At 63.4% G+C, this 15,908-nt stretch carries 14 protein-coding genes; 9 read left to right on the top strand and 5 right to left on the bottom strand.

The genetic code is table 11. The annotated features are described in order from the left end of the window. Positions 1–47: 47 nt before the first annotated feature. On the bottom strand, positions 48–830 hold the full coding sequence (locus L981_RS06745; protein WP_034797062.1) for a transporter substrate-binding domain-containing protein: 783 nt from the start codon (positions 828–830) through the stop codon (positions 48–50). A 36-nt stretch (positions 831–866) separates the two neighbouring features. Beyond that, the gene (locus L981_RS06740; RefSeq protein ID WP_043613145.1) at positions 867–1,640 is read right to left on the bottom strand and encodes an ABC transporter ATP-binding protein; all 774 of its coding nucleotides are present in this window, start codon (positions 1,638–1,640) and stop codon (positions 867–869) included. Between the two features lie 286 nt (positions 1,641–1,926). Here L981_RS06740 and L981_RS06735 point away from each other — a divergent pair, with 286 nt between their 5' ends. The 8 genes from L981_RS06735 (at position 1,927) to L981_RS06700 (ending at position 11,152) form a co-directional block, all read left to right on the top strand. Continuing rightward, complete coding sequence (locus L981_RS06735) at positions 1,927–2,550, top strand: TetR/AcrR family transcriptional regulator (RefSeq protein WP_043613143.1); 624 nt, start codon at positions 1,927–1,929, stop codon at positions 2,548–2,550. A 17-nt stretch (positions 2,551–2,567) separates the two neighbouring features. Further along, a complete protein-coding gene (locus tag L981_RS06730; RefSeq protein WP_043613140.1) occupies positions 2,568–3,758 on the top strand; it encodes a pyridoxal phosphate-dependent aminotransferase in 1,191 nt (396 codons plus the stop codon). Further along, positions 3,755–5,362 carry a 5-guanidino-2-oxopentanoate decarboxylase gene (locus L981_RS06725; protein WP_043613137.1) on the top strand — a complete coding sequence of 536 codons (1,608 nt, stop codon included), beginning with the start codon at positions 3,755–3,757 and terminating at the stop codon, positions 5,360–5,362. Before L981_RS06730 ends, L981_RS06725 begins: the two co-directional genes overlap by 4 nt. A 165-nt stretch (positions 5,363–5,527) precedes the next feature. After that, entirely contained in the window at positions 5,528–5,935 is a 408-nt protein-coding gene (locus tag L981_RS35485) for a hypothetical protein (protein ID WP_245281597.1), read from the top strand. A 109-nt stretch (positions 5,936–6,044) separates the two neighbouring features. Next, the gene (gene secD, locus L981_RS06715; RefSeq protein ID WP_043613134.1) at positions 6,045–8,585 is read left to right on the top strand and encodes a protein translocase subunit SecD; all 2,541 of its coding nucleotides are present in this window, start codon (positions 6,045–6,047) and stop codon (positions 8,583–8,585) included. A gap of 513 nt (positions 8,586–9,098) precedes the next feature. Further along, complete coding sequence (locus tag L981_RS06710) at positions 9,099–9,311, top strand: hypothetical protein (protein WP_034797039.1); 213 nt, start codon at positions 9,099–9,101, stop codon at positions 9,309–9,311. 233 nt (positions 9,312–9,544) lie between these two features. Continuing rightward, complete coding sequence (locus tag L981_RS06705; protein ID WP_034797035.1) at positions 9,545–9,997, top strand: Rrf2 family transcriptional regulator; 453 nt, start codon at positions 9,545–9,547, stop codon at positions 9,995–9,997. Between the two features lie 144 nt (positions 9,998–10,141). After that, positions 10,142–11,152 (top strand): SIS domain-containing protein, encoded by a 1,011-nt coding sequence (locus tag L981_RS06700; protein ID WP_043613132.1) that lies wholly within the window; start codon positions 10,142–10,144, stop codon positions 11,150–11,152. A gap of 36 nt (positions 11,153–11,188) precedes the next feature. Here L981_RS06700 and L981_RS06695 read toward each other — a convergent pair whose 3' ends face one another. Next, on the bottom strand, positions 11,189–11,713 hold the full coding sequence (locus L981_RS06695) for an Lrp/AsnC family transcriptional regulator (protein WP_034797032.1): 525 nt from the start codon (positions 11,711–11,713) through the stop codon (positions 11,189–11,191). A gap of 48 nt (positions 11,714–11,761) precedes the next feature. Here L981_RS06695 and L981_RS06690 point away from each other — a divergent pair, with 48 nt between their 5' ends. After that, positions 11,762–12,949 carry an MFS transporter gene (locus L981_RS06690; RefSeq protein ID WP_043613130.1) on the top strand — a complete coding sequence of 396 codons (1,188 nt, stop codon included), beginning with the start codon at positions 11,762–11,764 and terminating at the stop codon, positions 12,947–12,949. A gap of 27 nt (positions 12,950–12,976) precedes the next feature. Here the strand turns inward: L981_RS06690 and L981_RS06685 are convergent, their stop codons facing one another. Together L981_RS06685 and L981_RS06680 are read right to left on the bottom strand one after the other, a co-directional pair. After that, positions 12,977–14,284 (bottom strand): capsule biosynthesis protein, encoded by a 1,308-nt coding sequence (locus L981_RS06685; protein ID WP_043613206.1) that lies wholly within the window; start codon positions 14,282–14,284, stop codon positions 12,977–12,979. Positions 14,285–14,312: 28 nt separating this feature from the next. Beyond that, positions 14,313–15,905: an LTA synthase family protein gene (locus L981_RS06680; protein WP_043613129.1), complete on the bottom strand. Its 1,593-nt coding sequence runs from the start codon at positions 15,903–15,905 to the stop codon at positions 14,313–14,315. Positions 15,906–15,908 lie beyond the last annotated feature (3 nt).

Below are 15,908 nucleotides of genomic sequence, written 5' to 3'. Positions count from 1 at the left end.
TCGGACGCGACAGCGCTGCGACGGTTCGATCGCCGACCGATCGCGCCTTATCCGCCGTAGATGTCGAAGTCGAAGTACTTCTTCGAGAACGTATCGTAGGTGCCGTTGTCGCGGATCGCCTTGATGGCGGCGTTGATTTTGTCCTTGAGCTCGGTTTCGCCCTTGCGCAGGCCGACACCGACACCGGGGCCGATCACGGCGACGTCTTCGGCAACGTCACCCTTGTACTCGCAGCATTCCTTGCCCTGGTCGGTTGCCAAAAACGCCTTGAGTGCGATGGCATCCGCCTGCACCGCATCGAGGCGGCCGGCGGCGAGGTCGTTGTTGGCCTCGTCCTGCGTCTGGTATTCCTTGACCTCGACGCCGGCCGGCGCGAAGTGCTTGGCGGCATAGGCCTGGTGAACCGTCGAGACCTGGACGCCGAGCGTCTTGCCCTTCAGCCCTTCCGGCGAGGAGTTCATCTCGACGCCCTTGGTGCCGATGATCCCGGTCGGGGTGTTGTAGTACTTGTCGGAGAAATCGATCGTCTTCAGGCGCTCGTCGGTGATCGACATCGAGCTGATGATCATGTCGATCTTCTTCGAGGTCAGCGCCGGGATGATGCCGTCCCAGGCGACGGGCGTCAGCACGCATTCGAGCTTGGCCTCGGCGCACATCGCGTTCATGAACTCGACTTCCCAGCCTTCCCACTTGCCGCTGGCGTCAGGTGCCGTGAACGGCGGATAGGGTTCCGCTGCGACGCCGACCTTCAGCGCTTCCGCCGATGCCGCGACACCGCCGCTGACGGCGATCGCCGCCGCAACGGCCAGGACTTTCAATGCCTTCTTCATGCTGTTCCCCTTTTTGGTTGTTTAGCATTCAGGAATTCAGTGAATGGAACTGATGAACTTCTTGAGCCTTTCCGATTTCGGTGCGCCGAAGATGGCCTCCGGCGGGCCCTGCTCCTCGATCACGCCGTTGTGGAGGAAGACGATGTGGTTGGCGACGTCGCGCGCGAACTTCATCTCGTGGGTGACGAGGATCATCGTGCGCTTTTCACGCGCGAGGTCACCGATGACAGAGAGAACTTCACCGACGAGTTCGGGATCGAGCGCCGAGGTCGGCTCGTCGAAGAGCATCACGAGCGGCTGGATGGCAAGCGCCCGGGCGATCGCGGCGCGCTGCTGTTGGCCGCCGGAGAGAAAGGCCGGGTAGGCGTCGCGTTTTTCGTAGAGGCCGACCCGTTTCAGCAGGGTTTCGGCGGTGGCGACCGCCTCGGCCTTCGGTTTGCCGAGCACATGGATCGGGGCTTCGATGACGTTTTCGAGGATGGTCATGTGCTGCCAGAGATTGAAGCTCTGGAACACCATGCCGAGCTGGCTGCGGATGCGCTGGACCTGTTTGCGGTCCTCCGGCACCAGGCCGCCGCGACCGTCGGATTTCATCCGGATCTTTTCGCCATGCACGCTGACGCTGCCGGCGGAGGGGAGTTCGAGCAGATTGATGCAGCGAAGGAAGGTGGATTTGCCGGAGCCGCTGCCGCCGATGATGGCGATTACGTCGCCCTGCTTCGCCGTGAGCGAAACTCCCTTCAGCACTTCCAATGGCCCGAAACGCTTGTGCAGGTCAGTGACCGCGATTGCCTGGGCCGCATCCGTCATCGGCGCGCCGCTTCCATGGCTCTGCGAGCTTTGTCTGTCAGCATCGAAACAGTTCCCCTGTCGTCTTCCGCGCGGCATCTTTGGCCTGTCACGGGTTTTTGTTGGCAGGCATGGTTGCACTTGTGCCGCTATTGTTCAAGCGTATAATAATGGACGTCGTCGATTTTTTGACGCCCCGCCGATCGTTCGATTTCCCGAAGGAGCCGCCCATGCCGCCGTTCTGGCCGAAGCCTTTGCCGACCGCGCCTGAACAGGGTTTCGCGCCGGTTCGAGAGCAGAGTGCCGCATGAACAGACGCAGTTTTCACCGTGCGCCGGAAGGCGAACGCCGCCAGGAATTGATCGAAGCGACGCTCGACTGCATCTCGGAATTCGGGCTGAAGGGCGCGACCGTTCGGCAGATCGCGATCCGTGCCGGGGTGACCGCCGGGCTGGTGCGCCACTACTTCGAATCGAAGGACCAGATGGTCGCCGAGGCCTATCGCGCCGTCATCGCCTCGCTCACCGAAAAGGCGAGCAAGGTCGAGGGCGACCCGGAAACGCGGCTCAGGGATTTCATCGCCATCAACCTCACCGAGCCGGTGGCCGACAGCCGCAGCATCTCGCTCTGGGCGGCCTTCATCAGCCAGGTCCGAGTCGATCCGGTGCTGTCGGAGATCCATCGCGAAGGCTATCTCGCCTTCCGCAATTCGCTGCAGGAACTGCTTGCCGATTTCCTTGCGGCCAAGGGCAAGCCGGCCGATGCCGAAACCTGCCGGGCTTTCGCCATCGCCATCAACGGATTGGTCGACGGCCTCTGGGTCGAGGGCTGCCTTGCAGGCGATCTCTTTCGCGAGGGCGAGCTTGTCGCCATCGCCATGTCTTCGGTCGAGGCGCTGCTCGGCACGAAGATCGGAACTGCAAAACAATGAAAACGGGAGAAAGCACCATGCGCTACGCGTCCATCACCGAACGTCTTGCCGATCTTGGTTCGGGCAAATGGTCGCTGCATATCCGTGCCCGCCAGTTGAACGCTGCCGGTGCCGACATCATCGAGTTGACGATCGGCGAACCGGATCTTCCACCGGATCGTGCGCTGCTCGACGAATGCCAGCGCGCGATGAATGCCGGGCGCTATCGCTATTCCAACGGCCGCGGGGAGCCGGCGGTCGTGGCGGCCGTCGCGGAGAAATACCGTCGCCGCCGTGCTGATGTGACGAACGAGAACGTGCTCTGCTTTCCCGGCACGCAGACGGCACTTTTCGCCGTGATCCTGGGTTTGGCGGAGGCCGGCGATGCCGTGCTCGTCGGCGATCCGCTCTATGCGACCTATGAAGGCGTCATCCGCTCGACGGGCGCCCATCCGGTGCTGGTGCCGCTGAAGCCAGAATTCGGCTTCCACATGCAGGCCGAGGATCTCGAAAAGGCGATCACGCCGGAGAGCCGGGTGCTGCTGCTGAATACGCCGCACAATCCGACCGGCGCCGTGCTGACGGCGGAAGAAATTGCCGCGATCGGCGAAGTCGCACGCCGTCACGATCTCTGGATCGTCTGCGACGAGGTCTATGAGGAGCTGGTGTTCGACGCGGTCTTTGCCTCGCCCTTCGACAATCCGGATCTCGCCGAACGCACGATCGTCGTCTCCTCGATCTCGAAGTCGCATGCCGCGCCGGGCTTTCGCAGCGGCTGGGCGGTCGGCCCGGTCGAGTTTACCGAGTGGTTGCTGCCGGTCTCCGAAACCATGCTTTTCGGCACGCAGCCCTTCATCGCCGACATGACCGCCTATGCCCTGACCCATGACATCGATACCGCACGGCAGATGCGCCTGTCCTACAAGTCGCGCGCAGCGCAGATCGTCGCCGGCCTTGCCAAGGCACCCGGCATCGAGGTGTTCGCGCCTGAGGCCGGTATGTTCATCTTGATCGATGTTTCGGGAACCGGTCTCGACGGCGATGCGTTTGCCTGGGCGCTGCTTGAAGAGGAGGGGGTTGCCGTCATGCCCGGATCGTCCTTTGGCGACGAAGCACAGAACTATCTGCGCGTCAGCCTGACCGTGCCCGATGGTGCCATCGACGAGGCCTGCCGCCGCATCACCGCTCTTGCCGAGCGGGCTAGCCAGCGCAAGGAGCGCCGCGCATGACCACGGAAAAAACGGTTGGAGAAGTCCTGGTCGACCTGCTCGAGGCCAATGGCGTCGAGGTGGTGTTCGGCATTCCCGGCGTGCACACGGTCGAGCTCTATCGGGGCCTTGCGGCATCGAAGATCCGCCACGTGACGCCACGGCATGAACAGGGCGCGGGTTTCATGGCCGACGGCTATGCCCGCGTCAGCGGCAAGCCGGGCGTCGCCCTCGTCATCACCGGGCCGGGGCTGACGAACACCATCACGGCGATGGCGCAGGCGCGCCAGGATTCGATCCCGATGCTGGTGATTTCAGGCGTCAATCGCCGCGATTCTCTCGGCCACGGTCGCGGCTTGCTGCACGAGCTGCCCGACCAGCACGGCATGATGAAGACGCTGGCGCTCTATTCGCACACGCTCCTCAATCCGGAAGACCTGCCTTTCGTCGTCGATCGCGCCTTCTCGGTGCTCGTCTCCGGCCGGCCGGGACCGGTGCATATCGAGATCCCGACCGACGTGATGTCGGCGAAGATCACGCCGCAGGCGGTGCGCCCCGCAACGGCCACCCGACCGCGCTCCGACAGCGAGACGCTGCAGCGTGCGGCGATCCTTTGCGCCGACGCCTCGCGCCCGGTCATCATCTGCGGCGGCGGCGCGCTGACGGCGGAGGCGGAAGTGGCGGAGCTTGCCGAAAAGATCGGCGCGCCCGTCGTCACCACCGTCAACGCCCGCGGCATGTTCTCAGGCAGTCCCTTGAGAGTTCCCGCCAGCCCGAGCCTGAAGGCGGTGCGGTCGCTGCTGAAGGAGGCCGACCTGGTGCTGGCGCTCGGCACCGAAATGGGCCAGACCGACTATGACATGTATGCCGATGGCGGCTTTCCGGCCCTGCGCAACCTGATCCGCACCGACATCGATGCGGCGCAGCTCGCACGCGGGCCGCATGCAGCACTCTCCATTCTCTCCGGCGCCAAGGCGGCGACGGCGGGCATTCTCGCCTTCCTGCCGGGCCATGCCGCCAAGGATGGCGCGGGACGGGCCGAGACCGCGCGACGCGCGGCGCTGAAGGAACTGACGCCGAAGATGCGGGCCGAGATCGGCATCATCGACACCATCTACAAGGTCCTGCCGGATTGCACCGTCGTCGGCGACTCGACCCAGGCCGTCTATGCCGGCAACCTCTATTGCGATGCACCGCGGCAGCGCAGCTGGTTCAATTCGGCGACCGGCTACGGTTCCCTGGGCTACGCGCCGCCGGCAGCCGTTGGTGCGGCCGTTGCCGATCCGTCGCGGCCGGTCGTCTGCCTCGTCGGCGACGGCGGCTTCCAGTTCTCGCTGGCCGAAATCGGCTCGGCCGTCGATGCGCAAGCGCAGGTCGTCTTCCTCGTCTGGAACAATGACGGTTACCAGGAAATCGAAAGCTACATGGTCGATGCCGGCGTCACGCCGGAGGGCGTCAAGCCTTCGGCGCCGGACTTCCTGATGGCGGCCAAGGCCTATGGCGTCGAGGGGCAGCGGCTTGCTTCAGTCGCCGATCTCTCACAGGCACTCGCCGAGGCGGGCAGGCGCAAGGGACCGTCGCTCATCGAGATCCACGAGCGGCGAACGAGCGGCCTTACGGCCTGAACAACGACAACGACGAAGCGGGCCGGATTTGACTTTTCCGGCCCGGAATGGTGTTAAAGGCGCCCATGCTCGATTCCGGCCATGTTCTCTAGGTAAGGTCGGGCATTCGGGCTCAATTTTCGTCTCGCTGGCGTTCGACCGCCAGGGAAAGGGACCGCGTCCTCGATGGACCGCATGGGTGGTGGCAGCAAGAACATGCAGGCCGGCCGGCTTCTCGCCGTGCTGTGGCTGTTCTGCGCCTCCTTCGCAATGCAGGTTATCTCGGTCGGACAGAGCATCCCGTCCCGTTCGGCATCCGGCGCCCAGGCCGGCAACGTCACAGACACCGGTTCGACCGACCGTCCCGCCGCCCGGCAGCTCTCGCGGGCGACACCGCTTTCTGACCTTCGATTTACGGCCGAGCGCAAGGACGCCAAGTCCGCAGCCGATGACGGCTTGCCGGCGCTCCTGCCGGCATCGCTCCAATTTGAATTTCACCGCTCGTCGGACGGGCGGGTATTCCGAGAGACCGCCGCGTATCTCGGCGGGGCCGCGAACCATGGCCCCCACATTCGCGCACCTCCGCGCGTCTGATCCATCACACGGATTTTGGCAGGCTGGCAGCTTCGGCTGCAGCTGTCTTTTATGAAACAAGCCCTGACGACGCGCCCCGTGCCCGCGCAGGCTCTTCTGGAACCACAACATGCGTACATCGAAATGGGCGATTCTCGTCTATGTCGTCGTGATCATCTTCGGATGTATCGCGGCGCTTCCGAACGTGCTGACGCCGGCACAACGTGAACAATTTGCAGGCTGGCTGCCGGTCAAGCCGGTGACCCTCGGCCTCGACCTCAAGGGCGGCTCGCACCTCGTTCTCGAAGTCGATGCTGCCGGCCTGCGCAAGGCTCGCCTCGAAACCCTGCTTGACGATACGCGCCGGGCGCTGCGCACCGAGCGCATTTCGGCCTCTTCGGCCCGCATTGCCGGCGACACCGTCACCGTGAAGATCGAAGACCCGGCTGACCGCGAAAAGGTCCTGCCGAAGCTGAAGGAACTCGCTGCCCCCGTCGGCACGCTCGGTTTCGGTGGCTCGGCGTCCGATATCGAGGTGACCGAGAGCGGCGACAGCATCAACATCGCCATGACCGAGGCCGGCCTTGCCGACCGCACCACCAAGGCGGTCGAACAGAGCCTCGAAATCATCCGCCAGCGCGTCGACACCGTCGGTGTCGCAGAACCGCTGATCCAGCGCGTCGGTTCCGACCGTATCCTCGTCCAGCTCCCTGGCCTCGAGGATCCGACGGCCCTGCGCCAGCTCCTCGGCTCGACCGCGCAGATGAGCTTCCACATGGTCGACCAGGCCGTGGATCCCAATCAGCCGCCGCCGCGCGGCGTCGACATCCTGCCTGGTGCGCACGACAACAACAAATACGCCGTCGAAAGCCGTGTGGCGATTTCGGGCGAACGCCTGGCCGACGCCAAGGCTGGCTTCGACCAGCGCACCAACGAGCCGATCGTGTCCTTCACCTTCGATTCGCTTGGCGCCCGCCAGTTTGCTGAAATCACCCAGGCCGCCGTCGGCCGGCCCTTCGCCATTGTTCTTGACGGCAAGGTCCTGACGGCACCGGTCATTCGCGAACCGATCATCGGCGGCAACGGCCAGATCAGCGGCAATTTCACCGCAAAGGAAGCGACCGTTCTCTCCGCGCTGCTGCGCTCCGGCGCCCTGCCGGCACCGCTCACCGTCATCGAAGAACGCTCCGTCGGTCCGAACCTCGGCTCCGATTCCATCCGCATGGGCATCTACACCGGTCTTGCCGGCTTCGCCCTCGTCGTTACCCTGATGGTCGTTCTCTACGGCGCATGGGGTATGATCGCCAATGTCGGCCTGGTGCTGCACACGATCCTGACCGTCGCGCTTCTGGCTATGCTCGGTTCGACGCTGACCTTGCCCGGTATCGCCGGTATCATCCTCGGCATCGGCATGGCCGTGGACGCCAACATCCTGATCAACGCCCGTATCCGCGAAGAGACGGAAGCCGGCGCCGGCGCGATGAAGGCGCTCGATATCGGCTTCAACAAGGCCTATGCGACCATCATCGACAGTAACGTCACGACGCTTTCGGGCACCGTGCTGCTGTTCGCCTTCGGCTCCGGTCCGGTCAAGGGCTTCGCCGTCACCATGATGCTCGGCATCATCATCTCGATGTTCACCTCGATCACCGTCGTTCGCCTGATGATGCGTGAAGTCGTCGTCCGCCGGAAGATGAAGAAGCTCGAGATCCCGTCGCTGTTCGGCAAGGTTCCGAAGCTTCCGTCCTTCTCCTTCATGAAGGGCCGCTTCATTGCCATCGGCATGTCGGCCTTCCTGTCGGTAAGCTCGGTCGTGCTGTTCTTCACGCCAGGCCTCAACTACGGCATCGACTTCGTCGGTGGTATTCAGGTCGAAACCACCTCGAAGAACACGCTCGACCTTCCGACGCTGCGCCACAATCTCGAAGCGCTCAACATCGGCGAGGTGGCACTGCAGGAATTCGGCCAGGACAAGTCGGTCCTGATCCGCGTCCAGCGCCAGCCGGGCGGCGAGCAGGAGCAGACCGCTGCGCTCAACCGCATCAAGGATGCCGTCGTCCAGACGATCCCGGATGCGGCATTCGAGCGTACCGAGGTCGTCGGCCCGACCGTCAGCACCGAGCTTGCCCGTTCGGGCTTCCTCGCTGTCGGTCTCGCTATGGTGGCGATCCTGCTCTACATCTGGTTCCGCTTCGAATGGCACTTCGCCGTCGGTGCGATCGCGGTGCTCTTGCTCGACATCACCAAGACGATCGGCTTCTTCGCGCTCACAGGCATCGACTTCAACCTGACCGCCATCGCCGCGTTGCTGACGATGATCGGCTACTCGGTCAACGACAAGGTCGTGGTCTATGACCGCATGCGCGAGAACCTCAGGAAGTACAAGTCGATGCCGTTCTCGGATCTCATCGACATGAGTATCAACCAGGTGATCGCGCGATGCATCTTCACCTCGATGGCGACGGCCTTCTCGCTGGTGCCGATGGCGATCTGGGGCGGCGATGCCGTCAAGAGCTTCGCCTGGCCGATGATCTTCGGCGTGATCGTGGCAACGACCTCGTCGATCTACATCGGCGGTCCGATCCTGCTCTTCCTCAATCGTTGGTGGAAGGATCGCGAAGCGTCCCGCAGCGGCACGACCACGCCGCAGGCGGGAACGCCGGCGGCCTGAGCGTCGGCTCTCAGGATATAAAACGTGAAGGGGCGGCCGCAACGGCCGCCCCTTTTTTGTCCGAATGTGCTGTCTTTATCCACCCGTGCCTTGCAGACTGATTCTTCGCTTCCTAAATAGCGTGGGTCTCCGGCTCCGGACTGGGTGGATGGATTTTGCGTCCTCTGCCCCTAGAATTTCAGGGGTGAAGAATTTTTTTCTTCTTCTTCATCTTTTTAATTGACGGAATTGGTAGATTATTCTAGTTTGCCAATACGTGACGCGGGGAGTCCGCCTCACGGTTGTTCATCGAACGCTCCGGCATTGCTGATGCCGGACCAGCCAAAGGAGTGTGACATGTCTGAAACCGTCTCGACCGCCGCCTTCTTCGGCACGCGTCTCCTTTGTCGCGCAACAGAGAAAAAATGGCGCATTCGCAATCTCTGCCGAATGTGACCTTCGAACCCCTCGAACTTTATCTTTTGCCGAAATTGAAAGTCTCCGCGCCGCCGGCGTGGAAGGAGCGTTATTTGTATGAGCAAGCAGGTTATCGAATTTGGCGGCGAAGCCGTCGGCGTTGTTGTCCCGGATGAAGATCGCTTCAAGTTCCTGGCGGTGAAGTATCACGTCTGGGATCTGGACGCGAAGCGCTTCGGCTCGGCCGATGAAGCGCGTGCCGCGATCCGTCAGCTGTTGGCCCACCAGGCCGTCCAGGCGAAGCGGCAGAACCACAGCGCCGCTGCCTGAAGCAACACTTGAAGCGGATGAGAAAAGCCGGTTTCGGCTTTTCTCCCGCCTCTGCCGCGAAGACTTTCGCAAATCCTTGCCGCATCGGCGGCACGCGATGCCCGCGACTTCGGCCAATTCCCCACTATAATTATATGTTGGCAGTACGTTTCTTGTGCTATGCCAAGATATATTTGCATTTGCGCGGATGATTCCCGTTTTCTGGGGTGCCGCCGCAGGGAAAGCGTGCCGGAATGCTGACGAAGAAGGGAAAGTACGGACTGAAGGCCTTGGTCGATCTTGCACGGCTGGAGCCGGGGGAGACTGCCTTCATTACGGAGATCGCGCAGCGCAACAATATCCCGAAGAAGTTCCTGGATACGATCCTGCTCGAGCTGCGCAACGCCGGCATGCTGCGCTCGAAGAAGGGGCCTGGCGGCGGCTACTCGCTGTCGCGGCCGGCATCCGAAATCCGCATCGGTCACGTCATCCGCACGCTGGATGGGCCGCTTGCGCCGATCCGCTGTGCGAGCCGCACGGCCTACGAGGTGTGCGAAGACTGCAACGATCCCGAGACCTGTCAGGTGCGGGTGTCGATGACGACGGTGCGCGATGCCGTTGCCGCTATCCTCGATTCGATGACGCTCGAAGAATTCGCGGCCGACAAGTCGATGCCGCTCGAAATGGAAGAAAAGCGCGCCGGCTGACGAAAACGCCGCGGATTGCGCCAGTTTTCCCCCGAACTCTGCTTCCAAGACTTGGTTTGCCAAGAAAAAGCGCTTATCTGCCGTCAATGGTCTGGCGGGCAAATTCATGCCTGTTGCTTAAGTCTTCGCAGAATTGGGGTCATCATGGGTTTGAGACATGCATCGGCGGATGATCGCACCGCAAATGCGGCTTTGGAATCGATCGGCCGGACGCTGACGACCGCGATGGCCGGCATCAAGGCGCTTGCGGATCAATTCGGCGCCGACGAGATCTTTGCCCGCAGTGTCGTCGAAGCCGTCGAACTGATCGGCGAAAGCAAGGGGCGCGTCGTCGTCTCCGGCGTCGGCAAGAGTGGCCATATCGGCCGCAAGATCGCAGCCACCCTGGCATCGACCGGAACATCCGCCTATTTCGTGCACCCGACCGAAGCGAGCCACGGCGACCTCGGCATGGTCACCTCGCAGGACGTACTCATTCTGCTTTCCTGGTCGGGCGAGACCGCCGAGCTTGCCAACATGCTCACCTATGCCAAGCGCTTCAACGTGCCGATCGTCTCGATCTGCGCCAATCGCGACAGCGTGCTTGCCCGCAATTCCGAAGTGCCGATTGTCCTGCCGAAGGTTCAGGAAGCCTGTCCGCACGGCCTCGCGCCGACGACGTCGGCCATGCTGCAGCTTGCCATCGGCGACGCGCTCGCCATCGCGCTCCTGGAGCGGCGCGGCTTTTCGGCCGAGGACTTCAAGACTTTCCATCCGGGCGGCAAGCTCGGTGCGCAGCTGCGGCTGGTGCGCGAACTGGCGCATGAGGGCGCGCAGATGCCGCTTCTCAGCGTCGGCCGCCCGATGAGCGAGGCGCTGATCGAGATGTCGTCGAAGGGCTTCGGTGTCGTCGGCATCGTTGACGGCGGCGGTAAGCTGGCTGGCGTGATCACCGACGGCGACCTGCGCCGTCACATGTCCGGCGACCTGCTACTGCAGCCGGTCGAGGCGGTGATGTCGCGCAATCCGCGCGTGATCCGCGGCGACGTGCTCGCAAGCGGCGCCATGGAATTCATGCAGCAGCACAAGGTGACCGTGCTGTTCGTCGTCGATGATGGCGGGGCGCCGGTCAGCATCCTGCATATCCACGACCTGCTGCGCGCCGGCGTCGTCTGAGGCCGGCAGAGCGGATCTCCGTCTGACGAAAGCAGCCTAACCTTTCACCACGGCGGGCCAATCGCTCGTCGTGCCTGGCTGCACCGGCCGTTCCAGATAGGTCGAAAGCACCACATAGCTGCGCGTCGCCTTGACGCCGGGTGTGTCGTAGAGCCGCGCCAGCAGCCCTTCGAGCGCATGCGTGCTTTCGGTGCGCACCTTGAGCAGCATGCAGGTGTCGCCGGCGACCGAGTGGATCTCCTCCACCTCAGGGCATTCCTCGATCGCCAGCAGTGCCTGCGTCTTGCCCCAGCCGGTCGTATCGACATGGACGAAGGCAAGCAGCGTCTTTCCGACCGCGTCCGGATCGATGAGGGCCGACACGCGGCGGATCGCGCCCGAACGCCGGAGCCGTTTCACCCGCTCATGCGCCGCCGGCGGCGAAAGTCCGACGCGTTCGCCAAGCTCGGCATAGCTCGTGGTCGCGTCCTCGACGAGGACGCCTAATAGCTTTCGGTCCATGGCGTCGAGGTCGCGTTCCGGCGGACGCTTCCGCCGAACGTCATCTGTATTTTGGTCCATACCCGGAATTCCTCTTGTTGCTGAATTTCATTCTGCAAAAATGAAGGAATGACGAACATCGATCAACAAATTTCGCCAGATCCAATCGGCAGGGCCTCGATCGACAGGGCGCGCATCCCGCCCTTCGCCTATGTGCTGACCGTCTGCGTCGGCGTCATCGGCTCGAACTCTCTGGCGCTGGGTCCGATCGCGCCGGAGGTGGCGCGGAGCCTCGGCGCCGATGTTCCCTCCGTGATGGTCGCTTCGGCCGCGTTCGGACTGGGCACGGCCGTCAGCGCCATCTTCCTTGGGCGCTTCATCGATCGGTACGGCCCTCATCGCATTCTGGCTGCCGCGCTGCTGCTTCTGGCCGCCGGGCTTGCCGGCAGTGCGCTCGCGCCCGTGCTGGCCTTCCTGGTCGCCGCCCAGCTTGTTGTCGGCGTCGCCACCGGCATCGCGCTTCCCTCGATCTATACGCTGGCCTCGGTCATCGCGCCGGCCGGACGGGAGAGTGAGACGATCGGCCTGGTATTGACCGGCTGGACGCTCAGCATGGTGGCCGGTGTGCCGCTATCGGCAGCGATCGCCGACTTCGGGGGATGGCGCGCCGTTTACTTTGTCGTTGCCGTGGCCACGCTGGTTGCCTGCGCGGCCGTCAGGCTCGCGCCGGTACGGGAAGGTCTCGCCGGCAAGACGACGTCGCCGCTTGCCGCGCTTGGCGTGCGTGGCGCCGGGCCGCTGCTGATCGCCTGTGCCGCCTTCATGGCCGCCTTCTACGGTGTTTATGCCTATATCGGCGAACACCTGCACGCAGCGCTCGGATTGCCCCTCAGCGCCAATGGCCTTGTGGCCGTTTCCTACGGCTTCGGCTTCGGTGCGGCAGCGCTTCTCGACCGACTGATCGATCGCTTCGGCGCCGGCCGGTTGCTGCCCCTGATCTTCCTGGTCGTCGCCGGCGTCTATGCGGCGATGGCGGCCGCAAGCGGCTCCTACACGGCCATGCTGGTCGTCGTGTTCTTCTGGGGCCTTGCCAACCATTTCGGTCTCAACGTGCTGATCATGCGGTTGACGGGGCTCGATCCCACAAGGCGGGGCGCGATCATGGGACTGAACAGCGGCGTCACCTATCTGTCGCTCTTTTTGGGAACGCTTGGTTTCGGCGTCGTCTATGGCGAGGCTGGCTTTTCCGCGCTGCCCTTGGCCGCAGCCGGCCTGATGCTGGTCGCAGCAATCGCGGCAGCGCTCGCGCCGCGCTAGATCACCGCCGATAGGTAGGCGATTACTCTAGCGGCAAGCGGAAGGCGCGCGTTTCGCAGGCTTCTGTCTCGGCGCGGGGTCAACAAAGGCCCCAGGCTCGTTGAGGCTGTCTTCGTGCAGCCGCTGGGCAATCGCTTCCGCACCGGCATCGGTTCCGGCGCGGGAATAGAGGTTGCCGCGCACCTGGATCGTCGCCGCAAGCAGGCGGAACATGGCAACACTCAGCTCAGGCTCCGGCGCCTGCGGCGCCTGCCAGAAAGCGTCGAGTGGCTGTTGGTCCGTCAGGCCGGCAATATCGAAGACGGCAGTGCCGAGTACCTTGACCGGTCGCCCTTGCTTCAAGGCGTGCAGGCCGGCGGTCGAGTTTACCGTGACCATGCCGGCGCTCGCCTCGCCAAGCGTATCGAGGTTGCCGCCGTCCAGATAGAAGACCCGTCCGCTCAAGCCAAGCGTTGCCGCTTGCTGCTCGATGAAGCTGCGCCACGGGATCAGGTCGTTGTCGAGCGGATGCACCTTGAAGACCAGGCGTGCATTCGGCGCGGCAAAGGCGCTGAAGGAGGTCAGGACGTCAGCGATCGCATCCTTCTGGCTGTGAAAGGGCGAATGCGCCCTGAGCTGAAAGTCGGTTTCGAGCTGAAGCGGATGGACGAAGTAGGGGACGTCCTCGGAAAGCAACTTCGCAACGGTCGCCACCGCTTCCGCGTTGCGTCGTTTCTCGGAGAGCAGCCGGCGTATCCAGCCGGCATATTCGGCGAGCGGATGAAAAATCGCGTGACGGCGATAGTGCGGAAACAGGAACCAGAAGAAGACGTTCGGCAGATTGTAGAGCAGATCGTAGCTCGCATCGGCGAGGAACGTCTGGCTGTAGCGCTTGCGCCAGTCCGGCTCCGGCAGGTTTGACGCAGCCGAAAGGATCTGCCCGGCATCGACGGGAAAATGGGAATTCGACGACATGCCGTTGCGCTCGAGCGTCAGCCAGTCCGGCCTCAGATAGCCCATCTCGATAATGGCGACATTGACGCCGGTTCTGCGGGCGACGGCGGTCGCTGCCTGGTGATAGGGCCGCTCTTCGCCCAACAGCAGCATGTCGGTGACGCCGTGGGTGGCGATGAATGCCTCGAGATAGCCGGGCCAGGCTGCCGCCGTGCCGCGATAGTTGAAGCCGCCCTTGCGCCGCCAGAAGATCTGGTCGCCGACGTTCAGATTGATCCTGAGACAACGGTGGCCAAGGGCTTCGAGCCGGTCGGCGATCTTACGGAAGATCGGCGAAGAGGGGCCCTGCAGGAACAGGAAGACCCGCTGTTTCGGCCGTCCGGCCCCACCGGCCGATGTCATCGAAGCGTTCTCCATCCGCAGACCGCCGCTAGCGCAGCGTATCCTTTCTCAGGTTCGCGTGGTTGAGAAGCGCCTCGATCAGGTTCCAGGCTTCGACGTTGCTCGGCTCGGCCGGCTTGTGGGACGACCGCTTCGCCTTGGCGAGCGGCACGATCAGATAGTCCGTGCGCGGATCCGGGAAGGGGTCGGCAAAGGATTTGAGCAGCGGCGCGTGATCGCCGTAGAAGACGAGCCAGACCGGACGGTCGAGCTTGTCGAGGCGCTCGCTCAACGTGTTGAGCGCTGAGTCGGATTGCTCGAGGATGGCCAGATAGATGTCGACGGGGTTGGTGAGTTCGCCGACGCGGCCCGGCTCCCATGGGCCGTGATTGGCCATGGAGGCGACGAAGATGAAGCCGCTTTCGTCTTCGGGCAGCTTCTCGCTGGCGTCGATCACCTTCGCCGCGAGCTTCTCGTCGGAGACATAGGGCCCGTCTCGGTCGGGGCGATGGTCGAAGCCGTCGAGCATCGTCAGCTTGGAGAAGCCGAGCTGCGGCATCGCCTTGTGCCTGAGGAAGAATGTGCGGTCATAGGGATGGATGAAGTGGGTGTTCCAGCCGGCGCGCTTCATCTTTCCGGGCCAGACGACGTCGGCATAGTGCGACGCGCGCAGATAGGGATAGCTGGCGTCGACATGGATGTCGTCGGGCACCAGGCCGCTGATGACGGCGAATTCGGTGCGTAGCGTATAGCCGCCTTCGAATACGCTGCTGAGCCGGCCCCACTGCACCGCCTCGCGCCGCAGCCGGTCCAGCGTCGGCAGGTTCAGCGTGTCGACGCCGAAGTGCCGCATGTCGATGAAGGATTCTGATTGCCAGACGACGATCAGCGGCGAGCCGTCGTCGCCGATGAGGTCCTGCACGGCGGCCCGCACGATTTCCGAAAGTTCCGCGACGATCTTTTCGCGGCGGACACCGAGCCAGATGATGAAGCGGAAGACGACCGAGCCGAAGGTGCCGAAGCGCACGGTATTCATCTTGACGTCGAGGACCTTGAGCAGACGCTGCACCAATGCTGCAGTCGGCCGGTTCACCGGGCCGTAGAAGAGCAGGAGCCAGGGGCCATAGGCGATGCCGAGCATCACCAGGATCCAGAAGGCCTTGCCCCGATCCGGCAGAATGGCCGGCTCGAAATACATGTAGAGGCCGGAAACGCCGAAGACGTAGAGGAAGGCGACGGTCCAGAAGACGACGTTCAGCGAACTCGCATAGAAGATCGTCTTGTACTTGAACACGTCGACGACGAGCGCGATGTCCGAGAAGATCAGCGGCTCGCGAATGAACTTGAACTTGGCGCGGGAAATGCCGGTGAAGATGATGAAGAAGCTCATCGTGCCGGCCGCCGCATAGAGCGGACGCCAGGATCCCGCAAAGAAGCCGGCAAAGACCAGCGCGATCACCGGCAGGCGGGCAAGCACATCGATCACGTCCTGGGTGCGTCCGAAGGGCGAGGGATTGGCGCGCCGCTCGCGCTTCGGCAAGGCGAAGCGGTCGGTGAAGAAGATCACCGCACAGGACAGCAGATAACAACTAAGCGTCAGTGTTATCGGGTAGTCGTGCAGCTGAAAGGGAAGCAACGCCAAGCG

Source organism: Ensifer sp. ZNC0028 (genome assembly GCF_000799055.1).
Lineage (GTDB): Bacteria > Pseudomonadota > Alphaproteobacteria > Rhizobiales > Rhizobiaceae > Ensifer.
This window is presented reverse-complemented; position numbering and strand designations above follow the sequence as displayed.

Coding starts and splice junctions, on each gene's coding strand:
- L981_RS06690 (WP_043613130.1), top strand. CDS start 11,762: ATGACGAACATCGATCAACAAATTTCGCCAGATCCAATCGGCAGGGCC.
- L981_RS06735 (WP_043613143.1), top strand. CDS start 1,927: ATGAACAGACGCAGTTTTCACCGTGCGCCGGAAGGCGAACGCCGCCAG.
- L981_RS06705 (WP_034797035.1), top strand. CDS start 9,545: ATGCTGACGAAGAAGGGAAAGTACGGACTGAAGGCCTTGGTCGATCTT.
- L981_RS06695 (WP_034797032.1), bottom strand. CDS start 11,713: ATGGACCAAAATACAGATGACGTTCGGCGGAAGCGTCCGCCGGAACGC.
- L981_RS06685 (WP_043613206.1), bottom strand. CDS start 14,284: ATGACATCGGCCGGTGGGGCCGGACGGCCGAAACAGCGGGTCTTCCTG.
- L981_RS06700 (WP_043613132.1), top strand. CDS start 10,142: ATGGGTTTGAGACATGCATCGGCGGATGATCGCACCGCAAATGCGGCT.
- L981_RS06745 (WP_034797062.1), bottom strand. CDS start 830: ATGAAGAAGGCATTGAAAGTCCTGGCCGTTGCGGCGGCGATCGCCGTC.
- L981_RS06725 (WP_043613137.1), top strand. CDS start 3,755: ATGACCACGGAAAAAACGGTTGGAGAAGTCCTGGTCGACCTGCTCGAG.
- secD (WP_043613134.1), top strand. CDS start 6,045: ATGCGTACATCGAAATGGGCGATTCTCGTCTATGTCGTCGTGATCATC.
- L981_RS06730 (WP_043613140.1), top strand. CDS start 2,568: ATGCGCTACGCGTCCATCACCGAACGTCTTGCCGATCTTGGTTCGGGC.
- L981_RS06740 (WP_043613145.1), bottom strand. CDS start 1,640: ATGACGGATGCGGCCCAGGCAATCGCGGTCACTGACCTGCACAAGCGT.
- L981_RS06710 (WP_034797039.1), top strand. CDS start 9,099: ATGAGCAAGCAGGTTATCGAATTTGGCGGCGAAGCCGTCGGCGTTGTT.
- L981_RS35485 (WP_245281597.1), top strand. CDS start 5,528: ATGGACCGCATGGGTGGTGGCAGCAAGAACATGCAGGCCGGCCGGCTT.